A 22,703-nucleotide genomic window follows, 5' to 3' on the forward strand; every position below is an offset into this window, starting at 1 on the left:
AGAAATGTTCGGGTTTTTTCTTTTTTATACCCTATGCAACAACACTTTATCTATTTTCTTTACAGTAAATCTATTGATAGATTTTATATTGGAAAAACTTACAGCCTTAAAAATAGGTTAATTCTGCACCAAGAACAGCATTACAAACATAGCTTTACTATAAGTGCTAAAGATTGGAAAATTGTATTCTGAAAAAAAAATTGATTGAAAAAGTTATCTTTAATTTAAGTTTATTAAACCTGAACGTTATTTTAATTTTATTGGTTTTATAACAAAACACAAAATCTTATCTTTACCTAAAATATGCATACTTGTGATTAAAAAACTTACATTACTTTTTTACCTTTTTCTGCTGGTTCCGCTTTTAAGTACTGCACAACCAACTATAAAAAAACTACTTAAAAAGCATAACAAAGAAAGTATACCATACATTACATTAGATTCCCTTTTAACCAAAAAAGAGTATGTTTTACTAGACACCAGAGAAGAGAAAGAATACAACGTTAGCCACATTAAAGATGCTATTTGTGTTGGTTATGATTTTTTTAATATTAAAAAAGTAACATCAACAATAAAAAATAAAGACACAGAAATAGTAGTTTATTGCTCTATTGGTATAAGATCTGAAGATGTTGGAGAAAAACTAGCTGCAGCTGGCTACACTAACATTAAAAATCTATACGGAGGTATTTTTGAATGGAAAAACAAAAACAATCCTGTTTACTCTAAAGACAGCCTAGAGACAAACAAAATACATACACACAGTAAGTATTGGTCTAAATTAGTGACCAATGCCGAGAAAATTTATTAATTATATTTTGAAAAAATTGAATAAAAACTTACTGTTAATTTTTACCCGTAACCCAGAATTAGGAAAATGCAAAACTCGTTTAGCTGCAAAAACGGGAGATAAAACTGCATTGGATATTTATAAATTTTTATTAGACCATACAGTTTCTATTACGCAAAACTTAAAAAATATAGACAAGCAGGTTCATTATTCTGTTGCCATAAGAGAAAATGATATCTGGGACGCCAGCATTTATAATAAAAAATTACAAAATGGCGACGATCTTGGTATACGTATGGAAAATGCTTTTAAGCAGGGGTTTGCAGATGGTTACCAAAACATAATAATTATTGGTAGTGATATGTATGATATTACAAAAGCAGATCTAGAAAATGCTTTTAATCAGTTAAATAAAAATAACTTTGTTATTGGTCCTGCAACAGATGGCGGCTACTATTTATTAGGAATGAAAAAACTTAATTCAGCTATTTTTAGAAACAAAAAATGGGGTACTGACACTGTTTTAAAAGACACATTAAATAATTTAAAAGACGAAAAAACAATTTTATTAGAAGCTAAAAACGATGTTGATTACTATGAAGATATAAAAGACATTGATGCTTTTAAACCTTTTTTAAAAAATATATAAAATGATTAAACAAGAGATTGAAGATTCTGTAGCGTATTTACAAAACAAAGGATTTAATGCCCCAGAAATTGGAATAGTTTTAGGTACTGGCTTAGGCAACTTAGCTAACGAAATAGAAAATCCTATTGAGGCTCATTATAACCATATTCCTTTTTTCCCATTAGCAACAGTAGAGTTTCATTCTGGTAAACTTATTTACGGCACATTACAAGGTAAAACTGTTGTTGTTATGCAAGGACGTTTTCATATGTATGAAGGGTACGACTTGCAAGACGTTACCTACCCAATACGCGTTATGCATAAACTTGGAATTAAAAAGCTTTTTATATCTAATGCTGCTGGTGCAATAAATCTAGATTTTAAAAAGGGCGATATGATGTTGCTAGAAGATCACATTAATCTTTTAGGAGGCTCTCCACTTGCTTTTAAAGGAGTTTCACAGTTTGGAGAACGTTTTGTAGACATGGGTAACCCTTACGATACAGAAATGACTAACACCTTAAAAAACATTGCTAAAAAAGAAGGTATTACATTACACTCTGGTGTTTATGCTGCTGTACTTGGACCTCAACTAGAGACAAAGGCAGAATATAGAATGTTAAAAATTATTGGAGCAGATGCCGTAGGTATGAGTACTGTACCAGAAGTAATTGTAGCAAACCATTTAAAATTACCTATAATTGCCGTTTCTGTACTAACAGATGAGTGTGACCCAGATAATTTAGCAACTGCAGACATTAAAGAAATAATTAAAATAGCAGGAGAAACAGAACCAAAAATGATTAAACTTTTTAAAGAGCTAATTAAAACTCTGTAAGTTTTAAAGCTTAAAAAGGACAAACTATAAAAATACATTTTGAAAATGGTTTATAAAATATCTGCGGTAGCTGCATTTTTATCAATAATAGGGTTCTTTTATTTTGGGTCTACACCTAAAATTACAGAAGAAAATTTTAGCGAGGTACCTAGTCACCAAAAATGGAATACATTATTACAAAAAAATGTAAACTCTAATGGCGATGTTAATTACAAGGCTTTTGTAAATGATAAAAAAGAACTAGAAGCTTACCTAACACTATTGCAAAAAAATGCTCCTGCTAAAAATTGGTCTAAAAACCAAAAATTAGCTTATTATATAAACCTTTACAATGCTGGGACAGTAAAATTAATTATAGACAACTACCCTACTAAAAGCATTAAAGACATTAAATCTCCTTGGGATAAAGATGTTGTTGCCATTGGCGACAAAATGTATTCTTTGGGCTATGTAGAACACAAGGTTTTGCGCAAAATGAACGAACCTCGCATACATTTTGCTATAAATTGCGCATCTTACTCTTGTCCTAAACTAGTTAATAAAGCCTTTTTAGCAGATACTATGGACGCACAATTAGAAACTGCTGCTGTAGATTTTATTGCTGATAAAAAACGAAACATCATTAACACGAATAAAGTAGAATTGTCTGAAATTTTTAAATGGTTTAAGAGCGATTTTACAGAGAACACAACTTTAATTGGCTTTATAAACAAATACTCTTCTACACAAGTAAAAGATAACGCCAAGGTTAAATATATTGATTATAATTGGAGCTTAAATGAAGCAAAATAAGCTAAGCATTATAATACCCGTTTTTAATGAAGAGGCATCTATTGCCAAACTAATTAAAGAGATTAACACACGTAGCACCTTTAAACAAATAGATGAAATAATAGTTGTAGATGGTGGTAGTACAGATAATACTACCACTGTTGCTACTACTTTAAATGTAACTGTTATTTCTTCAGAAAAAGGACGCGCCAAGCAAATGAATGCAGGTGCAAAAGTAGCCAATGGTGATATTCTCTATTTTTTACACGCAGACACAATTCCTCCTTATCAATTTGACTGTAAAATATTAAAAGCCATAACAGACCAAAATGCTGCTGGTAGCTTTAGAATGCAATTTGATAGTAAAAGTATTTTTCTGAAATTTTTTGCGTGGTTTACTCGTATTAATCACAAAGTATGTAGAGGCGGTGATCAATCATTATTTATTACCAAAGATTTATTCTTTAAACTTAATGGCTTTAACGAAGAGTACATAATTTATGAAGATGGAGAGTTTATAGAACGACTATATAAAGCCACAAATTTTAGCGTAATACAAGATAAGGTAACTACATCTGCACGTAAATACCAAGAAAAAGGAATGGTAAAATTACAATACCACTTTGGTGTTATTCACCTTAAAAAAATTTTAGGCAAAACTCCGCAGGAATTACATAATTACTACAAAAAAAATATAGCTAACTAGTTGTTTCTAGAATGATCTAGCAAAACACCTTCACTAATCCACTTTGCAAGTGCTTGTCTGTTTTCTGCAACCAGTATTCTTTTTTGATCTTTTTTATTCTTAATATTCCCTATCTCTATATAAGCCATAGCAGGTATGGTATTTTTAACTAAATACAAACCACTCCTATCTAAAAATGTACCTGTATAATCTCTGTTTGGCTGGTATTCTCTGTATTTAGAATCAAATGTTTTGTGAATGCTTTCTGCTAAGCGTTTACCATTACTACTTTTCTCATGATGATAAAAGAAAACATCTATATTTTGCCCAACACTTCTACTGTCTATATGTGTAACTATTAACCTTTGGTATTTACCTTTATTTTTTAAATACAAATCATTTACAGCATCTACGCGCTGCTTTAAACGCTGTACCTGGTTTAACGGAATAGTTTTATTAGGATAGCAAACCTCATCATAATCTAAGGGTAAAATTTTATCATCTCTAATTCCATCATTTTCATCTCTTATAATAATATACACTAAGGCTCCGTGTGAAATTAACTCTCTACCCAAACGCAATGTAATATCATAAGCATACTCATCTTCAGAAATTAGTTTTTTACCATATTTAGTTACAGCTCCAGGGTCTGGCCCACCGTGACCAGAAATTAAATAGTAAACAGCACCTTTAAGTTTTGTACTTTTTTGTTGTACTGTAGCGTGCTTTCTTCCAAAAATAGGATACCCATTTACTATTGCTGGTAATTTTTCTTCTCCATCAACTTTTATAAGTCTATCTGGTATAATATAAGTTCTACCTTCGTATAAATGTTTGCCGTTTCTTAAGTTTTTTTCGTTTAAAGCAATAAAATCTGAATAATATTTAGACGGACTCATATCAAACTTACGAAGTAAGGTGTAAATACCCTCTCCTTTTTGAGCTACAACCGTTTTTTCTTTATCTTGAGAATAGAGCTGAGTAACTGCTATTACTAGCATTATACTTAAAATTGCATATTTTTTCAATATCATTAGTGGACTTTTACACAAATATTATCAAAAATACTGCCCAATTCCAAAAACTAAGCCTTTTGATGCATTTTTTGTTACACCATACCCATAATCTATCCTAAAAATTGCGTTAAAAATCTTTTTGTGAATAAAACGTAAACCAACACCTGGATATACTCTTAAATTATCTGAATCTATAAAATCGTCCAATTGCCCGCCTGGATTACGCCAAGTACCAGCATCTACAAATGTATTTCCTTGTAATACAAACCAATTTTTATCTACCAGAGTATATCTGTATTCAGTATTTAAAACAATAGATCCCGTACCTCTATCTATTATATTACCAACGCCTCTTATATTTATATTATTATCTACAGAAAACGGAGCAAAAGGTGTTTCATCATTAGTAGCTAAGCCTACTCGTAACCTATTAGCCCAATTACCACGTTCACCTACTCTTTTGTAGTAAACAAAGTCGTTAAAAGCAACTACAAAATTATCTAGTTCTTTTGTAGAGCTATGCACGTATTGAGTATTTAAAGTACTTTTAAATCCGTCTAAATATTGATAATGATATTGTATATTACTGTATTTATAAATTGCCTTATATGAAAACTTATTTACATCTAATGCTTGTGGTACGTTTACATTGGTTGCTCCACGTATGTAGTTGTATTTTTCAGTAAAAAAATTCACACCCAAATCTAAGCTATGTCTTTGGTTAAATTGATACAAACCCAAGATCTCCACAGCTTCATTATGATACTTGTAATCTGCGGTGCTGTTATCAAAAAAAATAGGCTCTTGTGTTTTTAAATTGTTATAGCTTACAGCCAAACCCGCTTTTGCACTAAACAAATAGGGAGCTCTAAAAAGCAAACCATAAGAGTTAAATATATCTTTCTGATAAAAACCACCTATAGTAATATTACGCCCCGTAAAATTAAACTCCTGTATACCTATCCTAAAAGCAAAATCATCATTAGAAGAAGTATACAAATTTGCAAATGGTATTATGGTAAAATTTTCTTCTACTGTAAAAACCAAATTATACGCTTTATCTACAGTATTGTTAACCAATTGAAAAGTAGCATTTGCTATTGAAGGTAATTTTTTAAGCTGATTAACAGCCTCTAAAATAGCAGTAGAATCTGTAACAGCACCTGGAGTTATTGGCACTATATTTTTTAAGAATGATACTTTGGTTTTTTTAGCTCCAACAAAACTAACATCAGCAATTTTTAGTTCTTGAGAAACTATAATTCCACAAAAAAGGAAACAAAATAAATAAATTAGTTTTTTCATAATTTAAGGAGAAAAGTCGGTTTCTGTTAATAAGTTAACCCAATTATCTTGGCTAACTGCCATTAAAGTAAAACCGTAGGTTTGTGTTTTATTTAAAGTTGGTGGCTCTTTAGTTGTTATGTTAAGCACTACATTGTCTAGTTTGTAATACTGAAACATTTTGTCATTAGTATACGTGCCCGACAAAAAGTTATTTTGATTATCTGTTACTACCTGAAAATAAATAACAGAATCTGTATACAAGCCATCTTCCCAAGAAAAAATTGGCATTGTAGGTTCTGTTTCATCAACAGATACTGTATTAATTTTTTCTGTAGGTTTAGTAATATGTTTTAAGCGTATTGGGTTGCATATATGTATTTTACCATCTTCTTTAAAAGACACAATAACCCATTTTTCTTCTGAAGAGTTAATTAAGAAACGCTTTATTTTTCCGTTAAAAACATTAAATATGTCAGGAGCTAACTCTGTATATGCTTCAAAATTATTTTTATCTACAGCTATATTTTCTGTTTCAAAATACCTAAAATTGGTAGCTCCTTCCCTTGGGTAAAAAAACACATTTACTTCTCCTTGTTTGTCTCCACTAGCTGCACAAGCAATAACATTGTCTTTAACCACAGTCTCACCGTCTAAAGCAAATTTTAATGAAGATAAACTAGTTAATCCATCTTCTGAACAACCGTAGGTTATCAAAATTAAAAAAAGAAGAAAATATTTTAATTTACTTAAATCCATAATATTGTTTTAAAACCAATTCCGCTGGTTTATTTTGCGGTGTAAACCTATTATCATCTTCACCACCAACCTTGTCGTGGTCTATAAACCATTTCCAAACATAGCCTCCAGCAAACCAATCCTCTGCCCAAAACATCTCTAAAATAGCTTTAGTAGCATTAGATTGTGCTTCTAAATTTACTTTAGTCTGGTTACGGTCTACCAACCAAGGTTTTTCTCCTGTAAAGTCCATACTTCTGTAACCATATTCTGTAAATAAAATTGGTTTATTTAAAGTGTTAGACATTTGTTTTAATGCCTTTTTATGTGGTTGCCATCCTGCTTTTAATTGATCTACAGTTGGGTGTTGCTCTTTAGACAAAGGAAAATATGCATCTACACCAACGTAATCTATACTTTTCCAAAAAGGAACTCTAGGATACTCATCCCAATTGGCCGCATAGGTTAACTTACCTTTATATACTTTTTTGACATCTGTTATTAATTGGCTCCAAAAATCTGGTCTATGCAGTACAAATTTTTCAAGCTCGGTACCAATACAAAAAATATCTACATTAACTTCTTCTGCTAATGCCGCGTATGTTAAGATAAAATCTGAGTACTTTTTTTCAAACTTCTGCCAATGCTCCTCTGTTTTCATTTCTAATGTGCCCGTAAACTTGCCATCTCTAATCCAAATTTGAGGCTTTAGCATTATACTCATCTTATTTTTATGTAAAATATCTACATAATGCTTTATACCATCTCTTCGTTCTCCAAACCATTGCCTGTCCGAGTTGTAAATTAAATCGGGCTCATTAACATCTCTTATAAAACCAAATGGCATAACAGATGCTGCGTTTGCATTTATAGCCAAAATAGGAGCTATATTTTTCTGAGTAACTTTATCTCTTGAAGAGACAAAGCTTATTCCGTTTATCTTTTTTTCTACTTGGCTATTGCATGAGAATTGCAAACAAAACAATATAAGGAGGCCTAATTTTTTCACAAACTATAATTTTAAACCTCCTAAATTAAGGTATTTAATGTTAGTGCCTAAAAAATTGCTCTTAGTCCTAAGTTAAATGTTTCACCCAGTCCTGTATTATCACCTCCAACAAAATTGGTATACAACAACTCTAAGTTAAGTGCATTTGTTAATTGGTATTTTGCCCCACCACCTAAAGCTGTGTAGTTCTGACTAAAATTATTTCCTAAATCTATACGTTGTGAGTGTTGCGCTAAAGCCAAAACCGTAAATTTATTTGCCGGAAAATAACTTAGAAAAACACCAGGAGTTAACCCTAAACTATTGTTTGCAAAGCTCTTTTCTTTATCTCCAAAATTAAGCTCTGTGTTTAACTCTGTAAATAATTGCCACTTATCTCCAGGAAAAGTATAATCATAAAAAAACCTGTTTTGCCATATAAATCCGTTTTGATCTAAAAAAACATCGTTCTCTGTTTCATTATCTACCAAAGGAATATATAAAGAACTTTGTATAGAAAAATTACCCACAGATTCAAAAGGCACAAACTTTACAGATGGCGCAAAAGATGTTAAACCAGCTCTAGAAATACCGTCTTCACTCTTAAATTTTAAAGCATCTAAAGTTTTAGAGCCATTAATGGTATTAGAGCGTATTTTTAATATTACACCTACATTCCATCTATTGTTTTCACCTACACCTGTATAACCTTCTAATGTAGAGGTAAAAAATGTTTGTCTTGGCTGCTTACCGTCTGTAAATGTACTTTCTGTTTCTGTGTAGATATTATTAAACCATTTAATATCAAACTGTCCTTTTCCTATTAATTTAGATGGTGTATACTGCTGTATATTACTTTTTTGAGCATCGTCTTCATCTTCTTGGGAGTATCCTGTAAACGTAGTTAGTAAACCTAACAGTAAGGCTATTGTTTTTAATTGTTTCATATTCTTTTATTGTTGTTTGTTGTTTGTTGTTTTACTTATTTATTTTTATTGCTTATTTAGTGTCCAGTCATATGCATAAAAAGACACTTTTGCTTTAGCATCAATTTTGTCTTTTCTGTAAAGATTTACAAAGTCTATTAAAGATGTACCGTCTTGTGTAAAATCTCCTTTATACCACTCAAAAATTTGAGAAAGCTTCACCTTATTTTTATTCACCATAATAAAGCTAGGATTGTTAATGGCTATTTCTGTTTGCATTTGCAATTGATCCTCTATTATGCTTGGCATATAGGCTTTGTTAATAATTGGAGGACAACCTAAACCTGCACAAACCAGTACAAAATGAAAACGTGGCTCTTTAGGAAAAACTGCACGTAGCATTTTATGCTCCATATCATTTAAAGTAAGCTCTTTGCCTGCTACAGTATGTTTTATTTTATCAAAAAAACCTGTTTTATCTAAAGGAGATTTTAACGGGTAATTTTCTACTACATTTTTTATAACATTAATATTGTAAGCATTAATCCAAAAAGCCTGGTAGGTAGCAACATCACTCTTAGCTACTTTTATAGTTTTCATTTGCTCTACAAGGTTGTTTAACTCTTTAGGCGACTCTTTAATACTTTTATAAGCTACTTTACCATTCATAACATTGGTATTAAAAAAAGCATTAGCTTTAGTAAAAAAGTTGTTTGTATCTTGAGAAAAACCAGTTGCCATACTAAATAGAATAAGTAAGACCGATATTTTAATAGTATTTTTCATATTACTTTGGTATTATTTAATAAGTGTGTCGCTGCTTTTTATTAAAACATACAACAACATCTTAATTTTATTTGAAGCAAAGAAACTTGTTAAGTATCACATTTTGATAACAAAACGAAATCAAGTTTATTCTTATTTAGAAAATATATAAATAAACTTTTCAACGTTAAGTTTAGATCTTTAAACCCGACAGACACCTTAATATTTAAAACTATGGAGCACATTGTTATTATTGGTAATGGTATTGCAGGCGTAACTGCCGCAAGACACATTAGAAAATTATCTGACAAAAAAATTACAATTATTTCTGCTGAATCTGAGTACTTTTTTTCTAGAACTGCGCTTATGTATGTGTATATGGGTCATATGAAGTTTGAACATACACAGCCTTATGAAAATTGGTTTTGGAAAAAAAATAGAATTGAACTTGTAAACGGATATGTGAACAATGTAGACCACACCAATAAAAAGGTAGATTTAGAAAATTTATCTATTTCTTATGACAAACTAATTATTGCAACTGGCTCTAAACCTAATAAATTTGGTTGGCCAGGACAAGATTTAAAAGGTGTGCAAGGTTTATACTCTAAACAAGATTTAGAACAGTTACAAAAAAACGCTCCGGACAATAAAACTTGTAAAAGAGCTGTAATAGTTGGTGGCGGATTAATTGGTATAGAAATGGCAGAAATGCTACGCTCACGCAAAATACCTGTTACCTTTTTAGTAAGAGAAACTAGTTTTTGGAATGGTGTTTTACCAAAAGGAGAGTCTGAACTTATAAACGAACATATTTTAGACCACCACATAGATTTACGTTTAAACACCAACTTAGTAGAAATTATTGCCGATGAAAACGGGCGAGCTAAAGCTATTACTACAGATAAAGGAGAAACCATAGAGTGCACTGTTGTTGGTTTAACTGCAGGCGTATCTCCTAACATAGATTTTTTAAAGGAATCTGGTATAGAATTAGGTCGTGGTGTTAAAGTAAATAGGTTTTTAGAAACAAACATTAAAGATATTTATGCCATTGGAGATTGTGCAGAACAACACCAAAGCATAGGAAACAGAAGACCTATTGAAGCTGTTTGGTATACTGGTAGAATGATGGGCGAAACCTTAGCCCAAACCATTTGCGGTAACAAGTTAGAATACAAACCAGGGCATTGGTTTAACTCTCCTAAGTTTTTAGATATAGAATACCAAACTTATGGTTGGGTTTTTAGCGAGCGTAACAAACAAGATTATGAAGCACATTTTCATTGGAGACACGCCAAAGAAAATATTTGCATAACAATTGCTTACCATAAAGACACTAAAGAGTTTTTAGGCATTAACACCTTTGGTATTCGTATGCGTCACGAGGTTTTTAACAAATGGCTTACTCAAAAAAAGGATATAGAATTTGTGCTTCAACATTTAAAAGATGCCAATTTTGACCCCGAGTTTTATAAACAATATGAAACCGAAATTTTATCAAAATACAATGCTGAATTCAACACCAATTTATCAGCAAAAAAGAAAAGTTTAAAAAGAATATTCAACATCGCTTAATCAATAAAAAAAATGAAAACAATTAAATATTTAGGCCTTGTTATATTTTTAGTAGGATTGGGCATTTTTGCAGCTACTCCTTTTTTAGGAAATTTTAAACTAGACCAAAAAACCTTTGATGAAACAATTAGCAGTCAAGGTGTTAAAAGCGAACTGTTAATTAAAGATCTTGAATCTAAGTTAGTTGGCAAAGATTTTTCTAGCTCAACTTTTTTAGCTCCCGTGCTTGATGATGCTATAGACAAAGCAAATACCACGCACATAAAAAATAAAGAATGGGGCAAAAAAACATATGCTAGTGGAGACAATATGGCGGCGGCAATTCGTAAAGCTTCTAGTTATGGTTTTATACCAGAAAACAAAGGCACAATGTGGTTTTTAACCTTTGGATTAGGTATTATTGGAGCCCTAATGTTTATACTACCTAATGTAGTTTTACTAGGCAAAAAAGGAATAAAAAATGATGGCATTTATTTAAAAAGTGCTACAAACCGTGGTATAGTTGCTTGGCTAGTTTTCTTCTTTTTATTTAGTTTTTATATTATACTTTATTTTTATTCTGAATACGCAGTAAACTGGACATTTTTAGTAGACCCAATTAGTGAGTCTCTTAGCGGCAACCCTGCGGGCCATTGGTTTGTATATGGTTTTATGTATTGTGTAGTTATGACGGTAATGGCTGTACGTATGTACATTAAATACAGACATAATATGTACCAAATTTTTCGTACTACGTCTGTTTTATTTTTTCAGATAGTATTTGCATTCTTAATTCCAGAAATTATGGTGCGCTTGCAAATGCCGTATTATGATTTTAAAAATGCATTTCCTTTAGATTACGATTTCTTTTTTCAATGGAATTTAAAAGACCTTATTGCTAATGGTGGCATTGGTATTTTTATTCTTGTTTGGGGAATAGCTCTAACCTTGGTTATTGTACCAATAATGGTCTATTTCTTTGGTAAAAGATGGTATTGCTCTTGGGTATGTGGCTGTGGTGGTTTAGCAGAAACATTAGGAGACCCATACAGGCAGCACTCTAGCAAATCTTTATTTTCTTGGAAAGTAGAACGCTGGTTAATACACGCTGTTTTAGTTTTTGCAGTTGGGATGACGCTTATGACACTTTACAGCTTTTTTGCAGAATCTAGTACTGTTTTAGGTATAAAAACACAAACCGTACAAAACGTGTACAGCCTTTTAATAGGAGCTATTTTTGCAGGTGTTATTGGTACAGGTTTTTACCCAATTTTTGGCAACAGAGTTTGGTGTAGGTTTGGTTGTCCATTAGCTGCTTACCTAGGTTTTGTGCAACGCTTTAAATCTAGGTTTAGAATTACAACTAATGGTGGCCAGTGTATATCATGTGGTAACTGTTCTACTTACTGTGAGCAAGGAATAGATGTACGTGCATATGCGCAAAAAGGAGAAAACATTGTACGCTCTAGCTGTGTTGGTTGTGGTGTATGTTCTGCTGTTTGTCCACGTGGAGTTTTAAAATTAGAAAACGGACCAGAAGAAGGACGTATTAACCCTACTGAAGTTTTATTAGGTAACGATGTTGACTTAATGGACTTGGTTAACAAAAAATAAATTATGTTATTCCGTTTAGTCTTAATTTCACTTGTCATATTTGCAAACCTTAATGATGTAGATACTAAAGAATACCGTAAAGAATATTATGCCTCTGGTGTGCTAAAAGCAGAAGGGTGGGTAAATAATGATAATAAAGAAGGTTTTTGGAAATTTTATAATGAGAATAAAACTCTTGCCAAACAAGGACATTACACCAATAATAAACAAGAAAACTATTGGTACTTTTACACCCAAAAAGGAACACTAGAAAAAGAAGGCCATTATAAAAACGGTGATAAAACTGGTTGGTGGCTATTTTATACTAGTGATGGTAAAATTAACCACAAATGCCAATTAGCCTATAATGTTAAAAATGGATACTGCTTAAAGTATAAAAATGAAAAGCTTTCCTCTGCCGAAAAATATAAAAATGGTAAAAAAATTAAAGAATGGTTTAGTTTTGCAGGTTTTAAAAAGGAAAACAATTTATCCGATTTAAGGTAATGACAAAAATAAACGTAATTATTCCGGCTTATAACGAAGCCGATTCTATAGGTAAAGTTATAAAAGACATACCATCAATTGTTTCCGAAATTATTGTTGTGAACAACAATTCTACAGATAACACCGTTAGTAATGCAGAAGAAGCAGGTGCTACCGTGCTTACTGAAAACAGAAAAGGATACGGTTATGCCTGTTTAAAAGGTATGGATTACATTGCAAAAAAGTCCAACAAGCCAGATATTATCGTATTTATTGACGGAGATTACTCAGATTATCCAGAAGAACTGATAAAAATTGTAGATCCCATACTAAAAAATAAAGTAGATTTTGTTGTTGGTGCCAGAACTAAAAAAGGTAGAGAAAATGGTAGTATGACACCACAGCAGGTTTTTGGAAATAAGCTTGCCACCGTGTTAATGAAAATTTTCTTTGGTGCTAATTTTACAGACCTTGGGCCATTTAGAGCCATTAAATACAATACACTTTTAGATTTAGAAATGCAAGACAAAACCTATGGATGGACCGTAGAAATGCAACTCAAAATTCTAAAGAAAAAGTTAAAATATTTAGAGGTTCCTGTACGTTATAAAAAAAGAATTGGTGTATCAAAGGTCTCAGGCACAGTAAAAGGTACTATATTTGCCGGTGTAAAGATCCTTGGATGGATATTTAAATACAGTTTTAAATAAATATGGAAATTGCAATTACATACATAATTATAGGTATATATAGTTTAGCTCTTCTACTGATTTTCTTCTACAGTTTAGCTCAACTTAACTTACTTGTTAATTATTTGGGTTATAAAAGAAGAAACAAAGAAGCCCCTAAATACAACCTTTTAGACGCTAAAGAAGTTCCTTATGTAACAATACAACTTCCTATTTACAATGAAGAATATGTTGTAGAAAGATTGTTAGAAAACATTGCTAAAATTGAATACCCTAGTAACAAATTAGAAATTCAAGTTTTAGATGATTCTACAGATGACTCTGTAATTGAAACAGCTAGACAAATTGAAGCTTTACAAGAAACAGGTCTAGATATACAACATATTAGAAGAACAAACAGGCAAGGCTACAAGGCCGGAGCCCTAAAAGAAGGTTTAATATCTGCAAAAGGTGATTTTATTGCCATTTTTGATGCCGATTTTTTACCTGACTCAGATTGGTTAAAGAAAACAGTTATTTACTTTAAAGACGAAGAAATAGGTGTTGTACAAACTAGATGGGGACACATTAACAGAGATTATTCTGTTTTAACAAGAATACAAGCTTTTGCTTTAGATGCACACTTTACATTAGAACAAGTTGGACGTAATGCAAAAGGACACTTTATAAATTTTAACGGGACAGCAGGTATATGGAGAAAAACCTGTATTATAGATGCTGGTAACTGGGAAGGCGACACTTTAACTGAAGATTTAGATTTAAGTTACCGTGCACAATTAAAAAATTGGAAGTTTAAATATTTAGAAGACGTAGAAACACCTGCAGAATTACCTGTTGTTATTTCTGCTGCTCGTTCTCAGCAATTTAGATGGAACAAAGGTGGTGCAGAAAACTTTAGAAAATCTGTGGTTAGCGTTGTTTCTGCTAAAAACATCTCTTTTAAAACTAAGTTTCACGGAGTAATGCACCTTTTAAATAGTTCTATGTTTTTGTGCGTATTTTTAGTAGCACTTTTAAGCATACCTATGTTATACATTAAAAGTAGAAACGAATCTTTAGGTTGGGTTTTTGAAGTAACTAGTTTCTTTATTTTAAGTACAGTTATACTATTTGTATGCTACTGGTTTACTTTTAAAAGTATACAAGGTAGTAGCCTTAGTAAGTTTATAGACTATATAAGACTTTTCTTTACATTCTTTTCTATTGCTCTAGGTTTTTCTTTACACAATACACTTGCTGTTTTAGAAGGTCACAGAGGAAAAAGAAGCGAATTTGTACGTACTCCTAAATTTAATATCAATAATATTTCTGATAGTTGGAAAGGGAACAAATACCTTGCTAAAAAATTATCTCCAAATATGATTATAGAATTTGGACTAATGTTATATTTCTTATTTGGTATGTACTCTGCAATTCCTTTAAACGATTTTGGTCTTTTTCCATTCCATTTTATGTTGTTTTTAGGCTTTGGTTACGTTTTCTTTAACTCGCTTACAGCAAAGGCATAAACTAATTTTACCATTAAATTATAACACATTAATTTATTCTAATTTTTATTAGGGTGATATAGGTTTACTCTGCTTAAAATTCTAGATTCATATTTTTATTCTCAGAAGATTACAAACATAGAATTGCATAATTTTTAGTACTTTAGGAGACTTAATGTAAATTATAATTTTTGTAATGCAAGTAAAAATTTTATCATATTATAGGTTACACAAAATACCTATATTATTACTACTTGCTAGCTTACTATTTTACTACACTTTTGCTTACCATTTGGTACGCACAGATTTTCCTAAGTTAATTACATTAACTGCAGCACTATTCTTTTTATGCTACAAGCTTATTCAGTTTGAAAAATGGAACTTAAAACTATTATTCACTGCTGGTGTATTATTTAGACTTGTGTTTTTGTTTGTAGAGCCAATGCTTTCTCAGGATTTTCATAGGTTTATTTGGGATGGAGAATTAGTATTACAAGGTTTAAACCCTTATTTACAAACTCCAGACACCATTGTAGAGCTAGGAAAAATTAGCATAGATAATGCTGCGCACCTGTATGCTAGTATGGGAGAAATTAGTGCTAAAAATTTTAGTAACTACCCTCCTTTAAATCAGTTTATATTTGCCTTAGCTGCATTTTTTAGCGGTAAAAGTATGCTTGGAGGCATACTAACAATGCGTATTATTATTATACTTGCAGATATTGGCATTCTATATTTTGGGCGCAAATTACTAGCAAAGCTAAACTTATCATCACATTTACTATTTTGGTATTTTTTAAACCCGCTAGTTATTATAGAGCTTACCGGAAATCTTCATTTTGAAGGTGTAATGCTTTTCTTTTTTATATGGAGTATGTACTTGCTTGCTCAAAAAAAGTATTTGTTAGCTGCGCCAATTTTAGCACTTTCAATAGCCACAAAGTTGGTTCCTCTTATTTTTCTACCTCTTTTTATAAGACATCTAGGTTTAAAAAAAACAATTCCGTTTTATACTATTATTGGTGTTACAGTTCTTGCTCTTTTAATCCCTTTTTATTCATCAGAATTTATAAATAATTACACCACAACTATAGGACTTTGGTTTAGTAATTTTGAGTTTAATGCTAGCATCTATAATATTATTAAAAAAGTTGCCGAAATTAATGGTAGTAAAGACTGGGAAACTATAAAGGCTTTTGGTAAAATCTCTCCCTACATAACTATTATTATGGTCTTGCTTTTTTCATTTATAAAAAATAATAAAACCATTACCAGCTTATTTACTAGTATGCTTTGGGTACTAACTATTTACTATTTTATATCTACTACAGTACACCCTTGGTACATTATATTTTTAATATTACTTAGTGTATTTACTAAGTTTAGATTTGCTATTATATGGTCCGCAGCTGTTTTCTTAAGCTATTGGGCATATGCAAACCCAGATTTTAAAGAGCATTTAGGAATACTCGTAATTGAGTATATTGCAATATTTGGTGTTATTATTTACGAAATACTTAAGTTAAAAAGACAAAACTTATTATATTCAAAAAAAGAAACTTCTAAATTAGGCTAGCTCAATTTAATTTGTACATTTGATCTTGTAATGAACAAGAACACAAACATATTATTTATTAGCAGGGTTTCTACACCCTTAGCTACGCTTGTTCCTACACGCCGCCGCCCGTAAGGGTATTACTTCTATATAGGAATTAGGTGAGTCCAATTCCGTTTTTCAAGACATAAAATTTTACAATACTAACATAAAAGCAACATTCAATGAGAATTGTAATTGCTAATGCATCGCATATTAAATATGCGCAAATAATTTCTGATACAATAACAGATTCTGCCAAAGTACGCGGTACTGGTATTGCCAAACGTACGCCAGAATATATTTTAAAAAGGCTACAAAATGGTAATGCTGTTATTGCATTAGACGGAGAAAAATTTGCAGGTTTTTGTTACATAGAGGTTTGGGGACACAATAAATTTGTTGCCAATTCTGGACTTATTGTTCATCCTGATTTTAGAAATCTTGGACTTGCAAAACAAATTAAAGAACGAATTTTTAAGCTCTCTAGAGAAAAATTTCCTGACGCAAAAATATTTGGTATTACTACAGGCTTAGCTGTTATGAAAATGAACTACGAGCTTGGTTACAAACCTGTTACATTTTCTGAACTTACAGATGACCCTGAATTTTGGAAAGGCTGCCAAACTTGTAAAAATTTTGATGTACTAACCAGAACAGAACAAAAAATGTGTTTGTGCACTGGTATGTTGTACGATCCTGCTGCAAAACAAAAAGCTACCCAAAAAAAAGAGGTAGATGGCAAAGTATTTAAAAGATTAAAAAGCATAAAAGAACAATTGTTCTTAAAAAAGAAAAATAAAGATGAGTAAATTAGTTTTAGCATATAGCGGTGGTTTAGATACGTCTTACTGCGCAAAATATTTATCAAAAGACAAAGGTTTTGAGGTACACGCTGTTAGTGTAAATACTGGCGGTTTCTCTACACAAGAAATTTCTAACATTAAAAAGAAAGCCATAGAATTAGGCGCAAGTAGCTATACTTCTATAGATGCCGTGCAGACTTTTTATAACAAAGTTGTAAAGTATTTAATTTTTGGTAATGTTTTAAAAAACAATACATATCCATTATCTGTTAGTGCAGAACGTATTGTACAAGCTATAGAAATTGTAAATCACGCTAAAAAAATAGGTGCAAAATATATTGCGCACGGTAGTACAGGTGCTGGTAATGACCAGGTTAGGTTTGATATGATTTTTCAGATAATTGCACCAGAAATAGAAATTATTACCCCTATTAGAGACAATCAATTATCTAGAGAAGTAGAAATTGCATATTTAAAGGAAAATGGTGTTGACTACCCTTGGGAAAAGGCAAAATACTCTATTAACAAAGGGCTTTGGGGAACTTCTGTTGGTGGTGATGAAACACTAACATCACATTCTCCATTGCCAGACACTGCATATCCTAGTCAGCTTACAGAAAATAACCCCTTAGACGTTAAGTTAACTTTTACTAAAGGAGAACTTACCGCTATTAATGATGAACAAGATAAGCCTATTAACAACATTACAAAGTTAAATGATGTTGCTTCTAAATTTGCTATTGGTAGAGATATACACGTTGGCGATACAATTATTGGTATTAAAGGTAGAGTTGGTTTTGAGGCTGCTGCATCATTACTAATTATAAAAGCACACCATTTGTTAGAAAAACACACACTTACAAAATGGCAACAATACCAAAAAGAACAACAAGGTAACTTTTATGGTATGTTATTACATGAGGGTAATTACCTAGATGAAGTAATGCGTAACATTGAAGCTTTTCTTAAAGACACTCAAAAAAATGTTTCCGGAGATGTATTTATTACGCTACATCCATACAGGTTTGAGCTTAATGGAATAGCATCTAAACATGATCTTATGAATGCTTCTTTTGGTAGTTATGGCGAAATGAATAAAGGATGGACAGCTGACGATGCAAAAGGGTTTATTAAAATTTTATCTAACTCTGGTAAAATATACAATCACGTAAATAAAAATTAAATAGGATGATTAACATAGGTATTATTGGTGGTTCTGGTTACACAGGTGGTGAGTTAATAAGGTTACTTTTAAATCACCCTAAAGTAAATATAGATTTCATTTACAGCACAACTAGAGCTGGTAAAAATATTACAACAGCACATCCAGATTTATTAGGACAAACAGATCTTAAGTTTACTGGTGACGTAAATTTAAAAGTAGACCTTGTTTTTTTATGTCTTGGTCACGGTAATTCTACCACTTTCTTAACAGAAAATTCATTTTCAAGTAACACTAAAATCATAGATTTAAGTAATGATTTTAGGTTACATAATGATGCTATTTTAAACGGAAAAGAATTTATTTACGGCTTGCCAGAAACTAATAAGGATAAAATAAAAACAGCTAATTACATAGCTAATCCAGGTTGTTTTGCTACAGCAATTCAGCTTGCATTATTACCATTGGCTAAGGCAAATATTTTACATAATGATGTACATATAAATGCAGTAACTGGCAGTACTGGCGCTGGCGTAAAACCGGGCGACTCTACCCATTTTAGCTGGCGAAACAACAATGTATCTTGGTACAAGCCATTTACACACCAACATTTAGGAGAAATTGGAGAAAGTTTAATGAGCTACAACTATGAAATTGGAGAGTTACTATTTCTTCCGCAAAGAGGAAATTTTGCTAGAGGCATTTTTGTTACTGCTTACTCAAAATACAAAGGGAGTTTAGAAGATGCTTACAAGCTGTATACTAATTTTTATGCTGATGCAAAATTTACAAACGTATCAGACTCAGAAATTCATTTAAAACAAGTAGTAAACACCAACCAATGTCACTTGCATTTACACCTACACAATGGTAATTTATTAGTTACATCTGCTATAGATAATTTACTAAAAGGTGCATCTGGACAAGCGATACAGAATATGAATTTAATGTACGGTTTTAATGAAGATGAAGGTTTAAACTTAAAAGCATCCGCATTTTAACATCAATCTAAAAAATAAAACCAATATGAAACTAGCTATTATAGGTGCCGGAAACTTAGGATTATCTATTGCCAAAGGTATTTTAAACTCTAACGGAGCAACTACAATGTATTTAACTAAAAGAAGTACAGAAAGTATTGAAGAGTATAAAACTTATGGCAACGTAACTGTTACTGCAGACAATAGAGAGGCTGTAAAAAATTCTGACGTATTAATTTTTGCTGTACAGCCCAATCATTTTGAAGGTATTTTAAATGATGTAAAAGATTTGCTTACAGAAAAACATATTATAATATCTACCATAACTGGTTTTAGTATTAAAAAAATTGAAGCTGTACTAGGTAAAGACACCTATATTATTAGGAGTATGCCAAATACGGCTATTTCTGTAGGACAATCTATGACGTGTGTTTGTAGTAATGAAATGGGTAAAAAACGAATAGAATTAGCCAAAGCTATTTTTAATAGAATGGGACATTCGTTAGAAATTCCAGAAAGTCAAATGCAAGCTGCTACAGTAATTTGTGCTAGCGGAATTGCCTTTTGGATGCGACTAATACGTGCTACTACGCAAGGAGCAATACAACTAGGCTTTGATGCTAAAGAAGCACAAGAATTGGCAATGCATACGTGTAACGGTGCCGCTAGTTTATTAATAGAATCTGGTAACCACCCTGAGCAAGAAATAGACCGTGTAACTACGCCAATGGGTTGCACTATTAAAGGTTTAAACGAGATGGAGCACCAAGGATTAAGCTCTTCTTTAATTAGAGGAATTGTAGCTTCATTTGACAAAATAAGTGAGTTTAAAGTAAAAAATTAAGGATGAATTTATTTGATGTATACCCTTTATACAATGTAACTCCGGTTTCTGCAAAAGGCAGTCAAGTTATAGATGATAAAGGTCAAGAATATTTAGATTTTTATGGTGGTCATGCAGTTATTTCTATTGGTCATTCTCACCCACATTATGTGCGCAGAATTAAAGAACAATTAGATAAAATTGGCTTTTATAGCAATGCTGTACAAAACCCATTACAAAGTGAGTTGGCAGAAAAACTTGTAGAGCTATCTAATTGTCATAATTACAATTTGTTTTTATGCAATTCTGGTGCAGAAGCTAATGAAAATGCCTTGAAATTAGCATCATTCTACACTAATAAATCTAGAGTTATTGCTTTTAATAACGGATTTCATGGTAGAACATCTGCTGCTGTTGCTGCCACAGACAATGCTGCTATAAATGCACCTATAAACAAACAACAGAAAGTAACTTTTTTAGCATTTAATGATATTGAATCTTTTACTTCCGAAATTGAAAAAGATGATGTTTGTGCTGTTATTTTAGAGGCAGTACAAGGTGTTGGTGGTTTAGACGAGCCTACAACAGAATTTTATCAAAATATAGAAGCATTATGTAAAAAACACAATGTTGTTTTAATTGCAGATGAAGTACAGTCTGGTTACGGTAGAACAGGAAAGTTCTTTGCCTACCAGCATCATAATATAAAACCAGATATTGTAACAATTGCTAAAGGTATGGGTAATGGTTTTCCTGTTGGTGGTGTTCTAATTCAAGAAAAAATAAAAGCCTCTTACGGTTTATTAGGTACTACTTTTGGTGGCAACCATTTAGCTTGCGCTGCATCATTAGCAGTTTTAGAAGTTATAGAGCAAGAAGATTTAATACGCAATGCGGCAAAATTGCACACCTACTTTGTAGAACAAGCAGCTACAATACCACAAATAAAAAAAGTAAAAGGTCGTGGTTTAATGTTAGGACTTCAGTTTGATTTTGAAGTTGGTGATCTTAGAAAAAAAATGATATACAATCAGTTTGTATTTACTGGCGGAGCTAAAGATAAAACCTTATTACGTATTCTGCCTGCGCTAAACATAACCACAGCTTTAATAGATGTGTTTTTTGATGCTTTACAAGCCGAATTAAATAAATTATAATGAAGAATTACGTTTCCATAACAGATATAGATTCTCTTCCCAATTGGGTTGATGAAGCCATAGAATTAAAGAAAAACCCTAAAAAACATAAAAACTTAGGAGAAGATAAAACCATTGTATTATTATTTTTTAATAACAGTTTAAGAACACGGTTAAGCACACAAAAGGCTGCCCAGAACTTAGGTATGGAGGTTATTGTAATGAATTTTGGCTCTGAAGGTTGGACACTAGAATTTACAGATGGCACTGTAATGGACCAAGGTAAATCTGAACACATTAAAGAAGCTGCACAGGTAGTTTCTCAGTACTGTGATGTTATTGGTATTAGAGCCTTTGCAAATTTACAAGATAAAGAAGAAGATGAGGCAGAATTGGTTATTAACGGATTTATAAAACACGCCACAGTTCCTATTTTAAATATGGAAAGTTCTGTTGGCCACCCGTTACAAGCATTGGCAGACGCTATTACTTTGGAAGAAAATAATGCAAAACCTAAACCAAAAGTTGTACTTTCTTGGGCTCCACATCCTAAAGCTTTACCGCACGCAGTAGCCAATTCTTTTGTAGAAATGATGCATTTGCAAGATGCTGACTTTGTAATTACACACCCAAAAGGGTACGAGTTAAATACTGATATTACAAAAAATACCACTATAGAATATGACCAAGAGAAGGCTTTAGAAAACGCTGATTTTGTATACGTTAAAAACTGGAGTAGTTATCAAGATTATGGTAAAACTATAAATCAAGATAAAAACTGGACAATTACTTTAAAAAAATTAGGAGCTGCTAAATTTATGCACTGCTTGCCTGTACGTAGAAATGTAATTGTAGAAGATGCTGTTTTAGACAGCAACCAATCTTTAGTAATAGAACAAGCCAATAACAGAACTTTTGCTGCACAAATAGCACTAAAAAAAATATTAGAAAACCAGTAACC

At 31.8% G+C, this 22,703-nt stretch carries 24 protein-coding genes; 18 read left to right on the forward strand and 6 right to left on the reverse strand.

What is annotated here, in order from left to right; genetic code table 11:
• Positions 1-33 precede the first annotated feature (33 nt).
• The 6 genes from ABJD66_RS16395 (at position 34) to ABJD66_RS16420 (ending at position 3,733) form a co-directional block, all read left to right on the forward strand.
• Positions 34-192 carry a GIY-YIG nuclease family protein gene (locus ABJD66_RS16395; RefSeq protein WP_348133637.1) on the forward strand — a complete coding sequence of 53 codons (159 nt, stop codon included), beginning with the start codon at positions 34-36 and terminating at the stop codon, positions 190-192.
• Between the two features lie 121 nt (positions 193-313).
• The gene (locus tag ABJD66_RS16400) at positions 314-811 is read left to right on the forward strand and encodes a rhodanese-like domain-containing protein (protein WP_348133640.1); all 498 of its coding nucleotides are present in this window, start codon (positions 314-316) and stop codon (positions 809-811) included.
• A complete protein-coding gene (locus ABJD66_RS16405) occupies positions 792-1,439 on the forward strand; it encodes a TIGR04282 family arsenosugar biosynthesis glycosyltransferase (RefSeq protein ID WP_348133643.1) in 648 nt (215 codons plus the stop codon). Before ABJD66_RS16400 ends, ABJD66_RS16405 begins: the two co-directional genes overlap by 20 nt.
• A gap of 1 nt (position 1,440) precedes the next feature.
• Positions 1,441-2,256 (forward strand): purine-nucleoside phosphorylase, encoded by an 816-nt coding sequence (locus tag ABJD66_RS16410; protein ID WP_100894890.1) that lies wholly within the window; start codon positions 1,441-1,443, stop codon positions 2,254-2,256.
• A 45-nt stretch (positions 2,257-2,301) separates the two neighbouring features.
• Positions 2,302-3,048 carry a DUF547 domain-containing protein gene (locus tag ABJD66_RS16415; protein WP_348133646.1) on the forward strand — a complete coding sequence of 249 codons (747 nt, stop codon included), beginning with the start codon at positions 2,302-2,304 and terminating at the stop codon, positions 3,046-3,048.
• Entirely contained in the window at positions 3,035-3,733 is a 699-nt protein-coding gene (locus ABJD66_RS16420; RefSeq protein WP_100894888.1) for a TIGR04283 family arsenosugar biosynthesis glycosyltransferase, read from the forward strand. Before ABJD66_RS16415 ends, ABJD66_RS16420 begins: the two co-directional genes overlap by 14 nt.
• Here the strand turns inward: ABJD66_RS16420 and ABJD66_RS16425 are convergent.
• From ABJD66_RS16425 to ABJD66_RS16450, 6 genes are read right to left on the reverse strand one after another with little or no spacing between them, the layout of a single operon-like run.
• Positions 3,730-4,746, reverse strand: a complete 1,017-nt coding sequence (locus tag ABJD66_RS16425; RefSeq protein ID WP_100894887.1) for an N-acetylmuramoyl-L-alanine amidase — start codon at positions 4,744-4,746, stop codon at positions 3,730-3,732. The genes ABJD66_RS16420 and ABJD66_RS16425 overlap by 4 nt on opposite strands.
• Before the next feature lie 24 nt (positions 4,747-4,770).
• On the reverse strand, positions 4,771-6,033 hold the full coding sequence (locus tag ABJD66_RS16430; protein ID WP_348133650.1) for a POTRA domain-containing protein: 1,263 nt from the start codon (positions 6,031-6,033) through the stop codon (positions 4,771-4,773).
• A 3-nt stretch (positions 6,034-6,036) separates the two neighbouring features.
• A complete protein-coding gene (locus tag ABJD66_RS16435; RefSeq protein WP_348133653.1) occupies positions 6,037-6,771 on the reverse strand; it encodes a hypothetical protein in 735 nt (244 codons plus the stop codon).
• Positions 6,758-7,759, reverse strand: coding sequence for a glycoside hydrolase TIM-barrel-like domain-containing protein (locus ABJD66_RS16440; protein WP_348133656.1), 1,002 nt, complete (start codon positions 7,757-7,759; stop codon positions 6,758-6,760). Before ABJD66_RS16440 ends, ABJD66_RS16435 begins: the two co-directional genes overlap by 14 nt.
• A gap of 47 nt (positions 7,760-7,806) precedes the next feature.
• Positions 7,807-8,685 carry a hypothetical protein gene (locus tag ABJD66_RS16445; protein WP_348133659.1) on the reverse strand — a complete coding sequence of 293 codons (879 nt, stop codon included), beginning with the start codon at positions 8,683-8,685 and terminating at the stop codon, positions 7,807-7,809.
• Positions 8,686-8,730: 45 nt separating this feature from the next.
• Complete coding sequence (locus ABJD66_RS16450; protein WP_348133661.1) at positions 8,731-9,450, reverse strand: DUF547 domain-containing protein; 720 nt, start codon at positions 9,448-9,450, stop codon at positions 8,731-8,733.
• 213 nt (positions 9,451-9,663) lie between these two features.
• Between ABJD66_RS16450 and ABJD66_RS16455 the strand changes: the two genes are divergently transcribed.
• From ABJD66_RS16455 to ABJD66_RS16510, 12 genes are all read left to right on the forward strand, one after another.
• On the forward strand, positions 9,664-11,007 hold the full coding sequence (locus ABJD66_RS16455) for an FAD/NAD(P)-binding oxidoreductase (protein WP_348133664.1): 1,344 nt from the start codon (positions 9,664-9,666) through the stop codon (positions 11,005-11,007).
• A 12-nt stretch (positions 11,008-11,019) separates the two neighbouring features.
• Positions 11,020-12,600: a 4Fe-4S binding protein gene (locus ABJD66_RS16460; protein WP_348133667.1), complete on the forward strand. Its 1,581-nt coding sequence runs from the start codon at positions 11,020-11,022 to the stop codon at positions 12,598-12,600.
• A gap of 3 nt (positions 12,601-12,603) precedes the next feature.
• Positions 12,604-13,086: a hypothetical protein gene (locus tag ABJD66_RS16465; RefSeq protein ID WP_348133670.1), complete on the forward strand. Its 483-nt coding sequence runs from the start codon at positions 12,604-12,606 to the stop codon at positions 13,084-13,086.
• Entirely contained in the window at positions 13,086-13,775 is a 690-nt protein-coding gene (locus ABJD66_RS16470; protein ID WP_100894879.1) for a glycosyltransferase family 2 protein, read from the forward strand. The genes ABJD66_RS16465 and ABJD66_RS16470 overlap by 1 nt, the downstream gene beginning before the upstream one ends.
• A 2-nt stretch (positions 13,776-13,777) precedes the next feature.
• Positions 13,778-15,262, forward strand: coding sequence for a cellulose synthase family protein (locus ABJD66_RS16475; RefSeq protein ID WP_100894878.1), 1,485 nt, complete (start codon positions 13,778-13,780; stop codon positions 15,260-15,262).
• A gap of 175 nt (positions 15,263-15,437) precedes the next feature.
• Entirely contained in the window at positions 15,438-16,817 is a 1,380-nt protein-coding gene (gene mptB / locus ABJD66_RS16480; protein ID WP_348133673.1) for a polyprenol phosphomannose-dependent alpha 1,6 mannosyltransferase MptB, read from the forward strand.
• 203 nt (positions 16,818-17,020) lie between these two features.
• Positions 17,021-17,647, forward strand: coding sequence for a GNAT family N-acetyltransferase (locus ABJD66_RS16485; protein WP_100894876.1), 627 nt, complete (start codon positions 17,021-17,023; stop codon positions 17,645-17,647).
• Complete coding sequence (locus ABJD66_RS16490; protein ID WP_100894875.1) at positions 17,640-18,824, forward strand: argininosuccinate synthase domain-containing protein; 1,185 nt, start codon at positions 17,640-17,642, stop codon at positions 18,822-18,824. Before ABJD66_RS16485 ends, ABJD66_RS16490 begins: the two co-directional genes overlap by 8 nt.
• A gap of 5 nt (positions 18,825-18,829) precedes the next feature.
• Positions 18,830-19,804: an N-acetyl-gamma-glutamyl-phosphate reductase gene (gene argC, locus ABJD66_RS16495; protein WP_348133677.1), complete on the forward strand. Its 975-nt coding sequence runs from the start codon at positions 18,830-18,832 to the stop codon at positions 19,802-19,804.
• Positions 19,805-19,829: 25 nt separating this feature from the next.
• Positions 19,830-20,627 carry a pyrroline-5-carboxylate reductase gene (proC, locus tag ABJD66_RS16500; RefSeq protein ID WP_348133680.1) on the forward strand — a complete coding sequence of 266 codons (798 nt, stop codon included), beginning with the start codon at positions 19,830-19,832 and terminating at the stop codon, positions 20,625-20,627.
• Positions 20,628-20,629: 2 nt separating this feature from the next.
• Positions 20,630-21,763 (forward strand): aminotransferase class III-fold pyridoxal phosphate-dependent enzyme, encoded by a 1,134-nt coding sequence (locus ABJD66_RS16505; RefSeq protein ID WP_348133683.1) that lies wholly within the window; start codon positions 20,630-20,632, stop codon positions 21,761-21,763.
• The gene (locus ABJD66_RS16510) at positions 21,763-22,701 is read left to right on the forward strand and encodes an acetylornithine carbamoyltransferase (RefSeq protein ID WP_348133686.1); all 939 of its coding nucleotides are present in this window, start codon (positions 21,763-21,765) and stop codon (positions 22,699-22,701) included. The genes ABJD66_RS16505 and ABJD66_RS16510 overlap by 1 nt, the downstream gene beginning before the upstream one ends.
• Positions 22,702-22,703 lie beyond the last annotated feature (2 nt).

The organism is Cellulophaga sp., from assembly GCF_039943695.1.
Taxonomy (GTDB): Bacteria; Bacteroidota; Bacteroidia; order Flavobacteriales; family Flavobacteriaceae; genus Cellulophaga.

Bases quoted from the DNA above. Each gene is read 5' to 3' on its own strand.
- ABJD66_RS16395 (WP_348133637.1), top strand. From the start codon at position 34: ATGCAACAACACTTTATCTATTTTCTTTACAGTAAATCTATTGATAGA.
- ABJD66_RS16405 (WP_348133643.1), top strand. From the start codon at position 792: ATGCCGAGAAAATTTATTAATTATATTTTGAAAAAATTGAATAAAAAC.
- ABJD66_RS16410 (WP_100894890.1), top strand. From the start codon at position 1,441: ATGATTAAACAAGAGATTGAAGATTCTGTAGCGTATTTACAAAACAAA.
- ABJD66_RS16415 (WP_348133646.1), top strand. From the start codon at position 2,302: ATGGTTTATAAAATATCTGCGGTAGCTGCATTTTTATCAATAATAGGG.
- ABJD66_RS16420 (WP_100894888.1), top strand. From the start codon at position 3,035: ATGAAGCAAAATAAGCTAAGCATTATAATACCCGTTTTTAATGAAGAG.
- ABJD66_RS16425 (WP_100894887.1), bottom strand. From the start codon at position 4,746: ATGATATTGAAAAAATATGCAATTTTAAGTATAATGCTAGTAATAGCA.
- ABJD66_RS16430 (WP_348133650.1), bottom strand. From the start codon at position 6,033: ATGAAAAAACTAATTTATTTATTTTGTTTCCTTTTTTGTGGAATTATA.
- ABJD66_RS16435 (WP_348133653.1), bottom strand. From the start codon at position 6,771: ATGGATTTAAGTAAATTAAAATATTTTCTTCTTTTTTTAATTTTGATA.
- ABJD66_RS16445 (WP_348133659.1), bottom strand. From the start codon at position 8,685: ATGAAACAATTAAAAACAATAGCCTTACTGTTAGGTTTACTAACTACG.
- ABJD66_RS16450 (WP_348133661.1), bottom strand. From the start codon at position 9,450: ATGAAAAATACTATTAAAATATCGGTCTTACTTATTCTATTTAGTATG.
- ABJD66_RS16455 (WP_348133664.1), top strand. From the start codon at position 9,664: ATGGAGCACATTGTTATTATTGGTAATGGTATTGCAGGCGTAACTGCC.
- ABJD66_RS16460 (WP_348133667.1), top strand. From the start codon at position 11,020: ATGAAAACAATTAAATATTTAGGCCTTGTTATATTTTTAGTAGGATTG.
- ABJD66_RS16465 (WP_348133670.1), top strand. From the start codon at position 12,604: ATGTTATTCCGTTTAGTCTTAATTTCACTTGTCATATTTGCAAACCTT.
- ABJD66_RS16470 (WP_100894879.1), top strand. From the start codon at position 13,086: ATGACAAAAATAAACGTAATTATTCCGGCTTATAACGAAGCCGATTCT.
- ABJD66_RS16475 (WP_100894878.1), top strand. From the start codon at position 13,778: ATGGAAATTGCAATTACATACATAATTATAGGTATATATAGTTTAGCT.
- mptB (WP_348133673.1), top strand. From the start codon at position 15,438: ATGCAAGTAAAAATTTTATCATATTATAGGTTACACAAAATACCTATA.
- ABJD66_RS16485 (WP_100894876.1), top strand. From the start codon at position 17,021: ATGAGAATTGTAATTGCTAATGCATCGCATATTAAATATGCGCAAATA.
- ABJD66_RS16490 (WP_100894875.1), top strand. From the start codon at position 17,640: ATGAGTAAATTAGTTTTAGCATATAGCGGTGGTTTAGATACGTCTTAC.
- argC (WP_348133677.1), top strand. From the start codon at position 18,830: ATGATTAACATAGGTATTATTGGTGGTTCTGGTTACACAGGTGGTGAG.
- proC (WP_348133680.1), top strand. From the start codon at position 19,830: ATGAAACTAGCTATTATAGGTGCCGGAAACTTAGGATTATCTATTGCC.
- ABJD66_RS16505 (WP_348133683.1), top strand. From the start codon at position 20,630: ATGAATTTATTTGATGTATACCCTTTATACAATGTAACTCCGGTTTCT.
- ABJD66_RS16510 (WP_348133686.1), top strand. From the start codon at position 21,763: ATGAAGAATTACGTTTCCATAACAGATATAGATTCTCTTCCCAATTGG.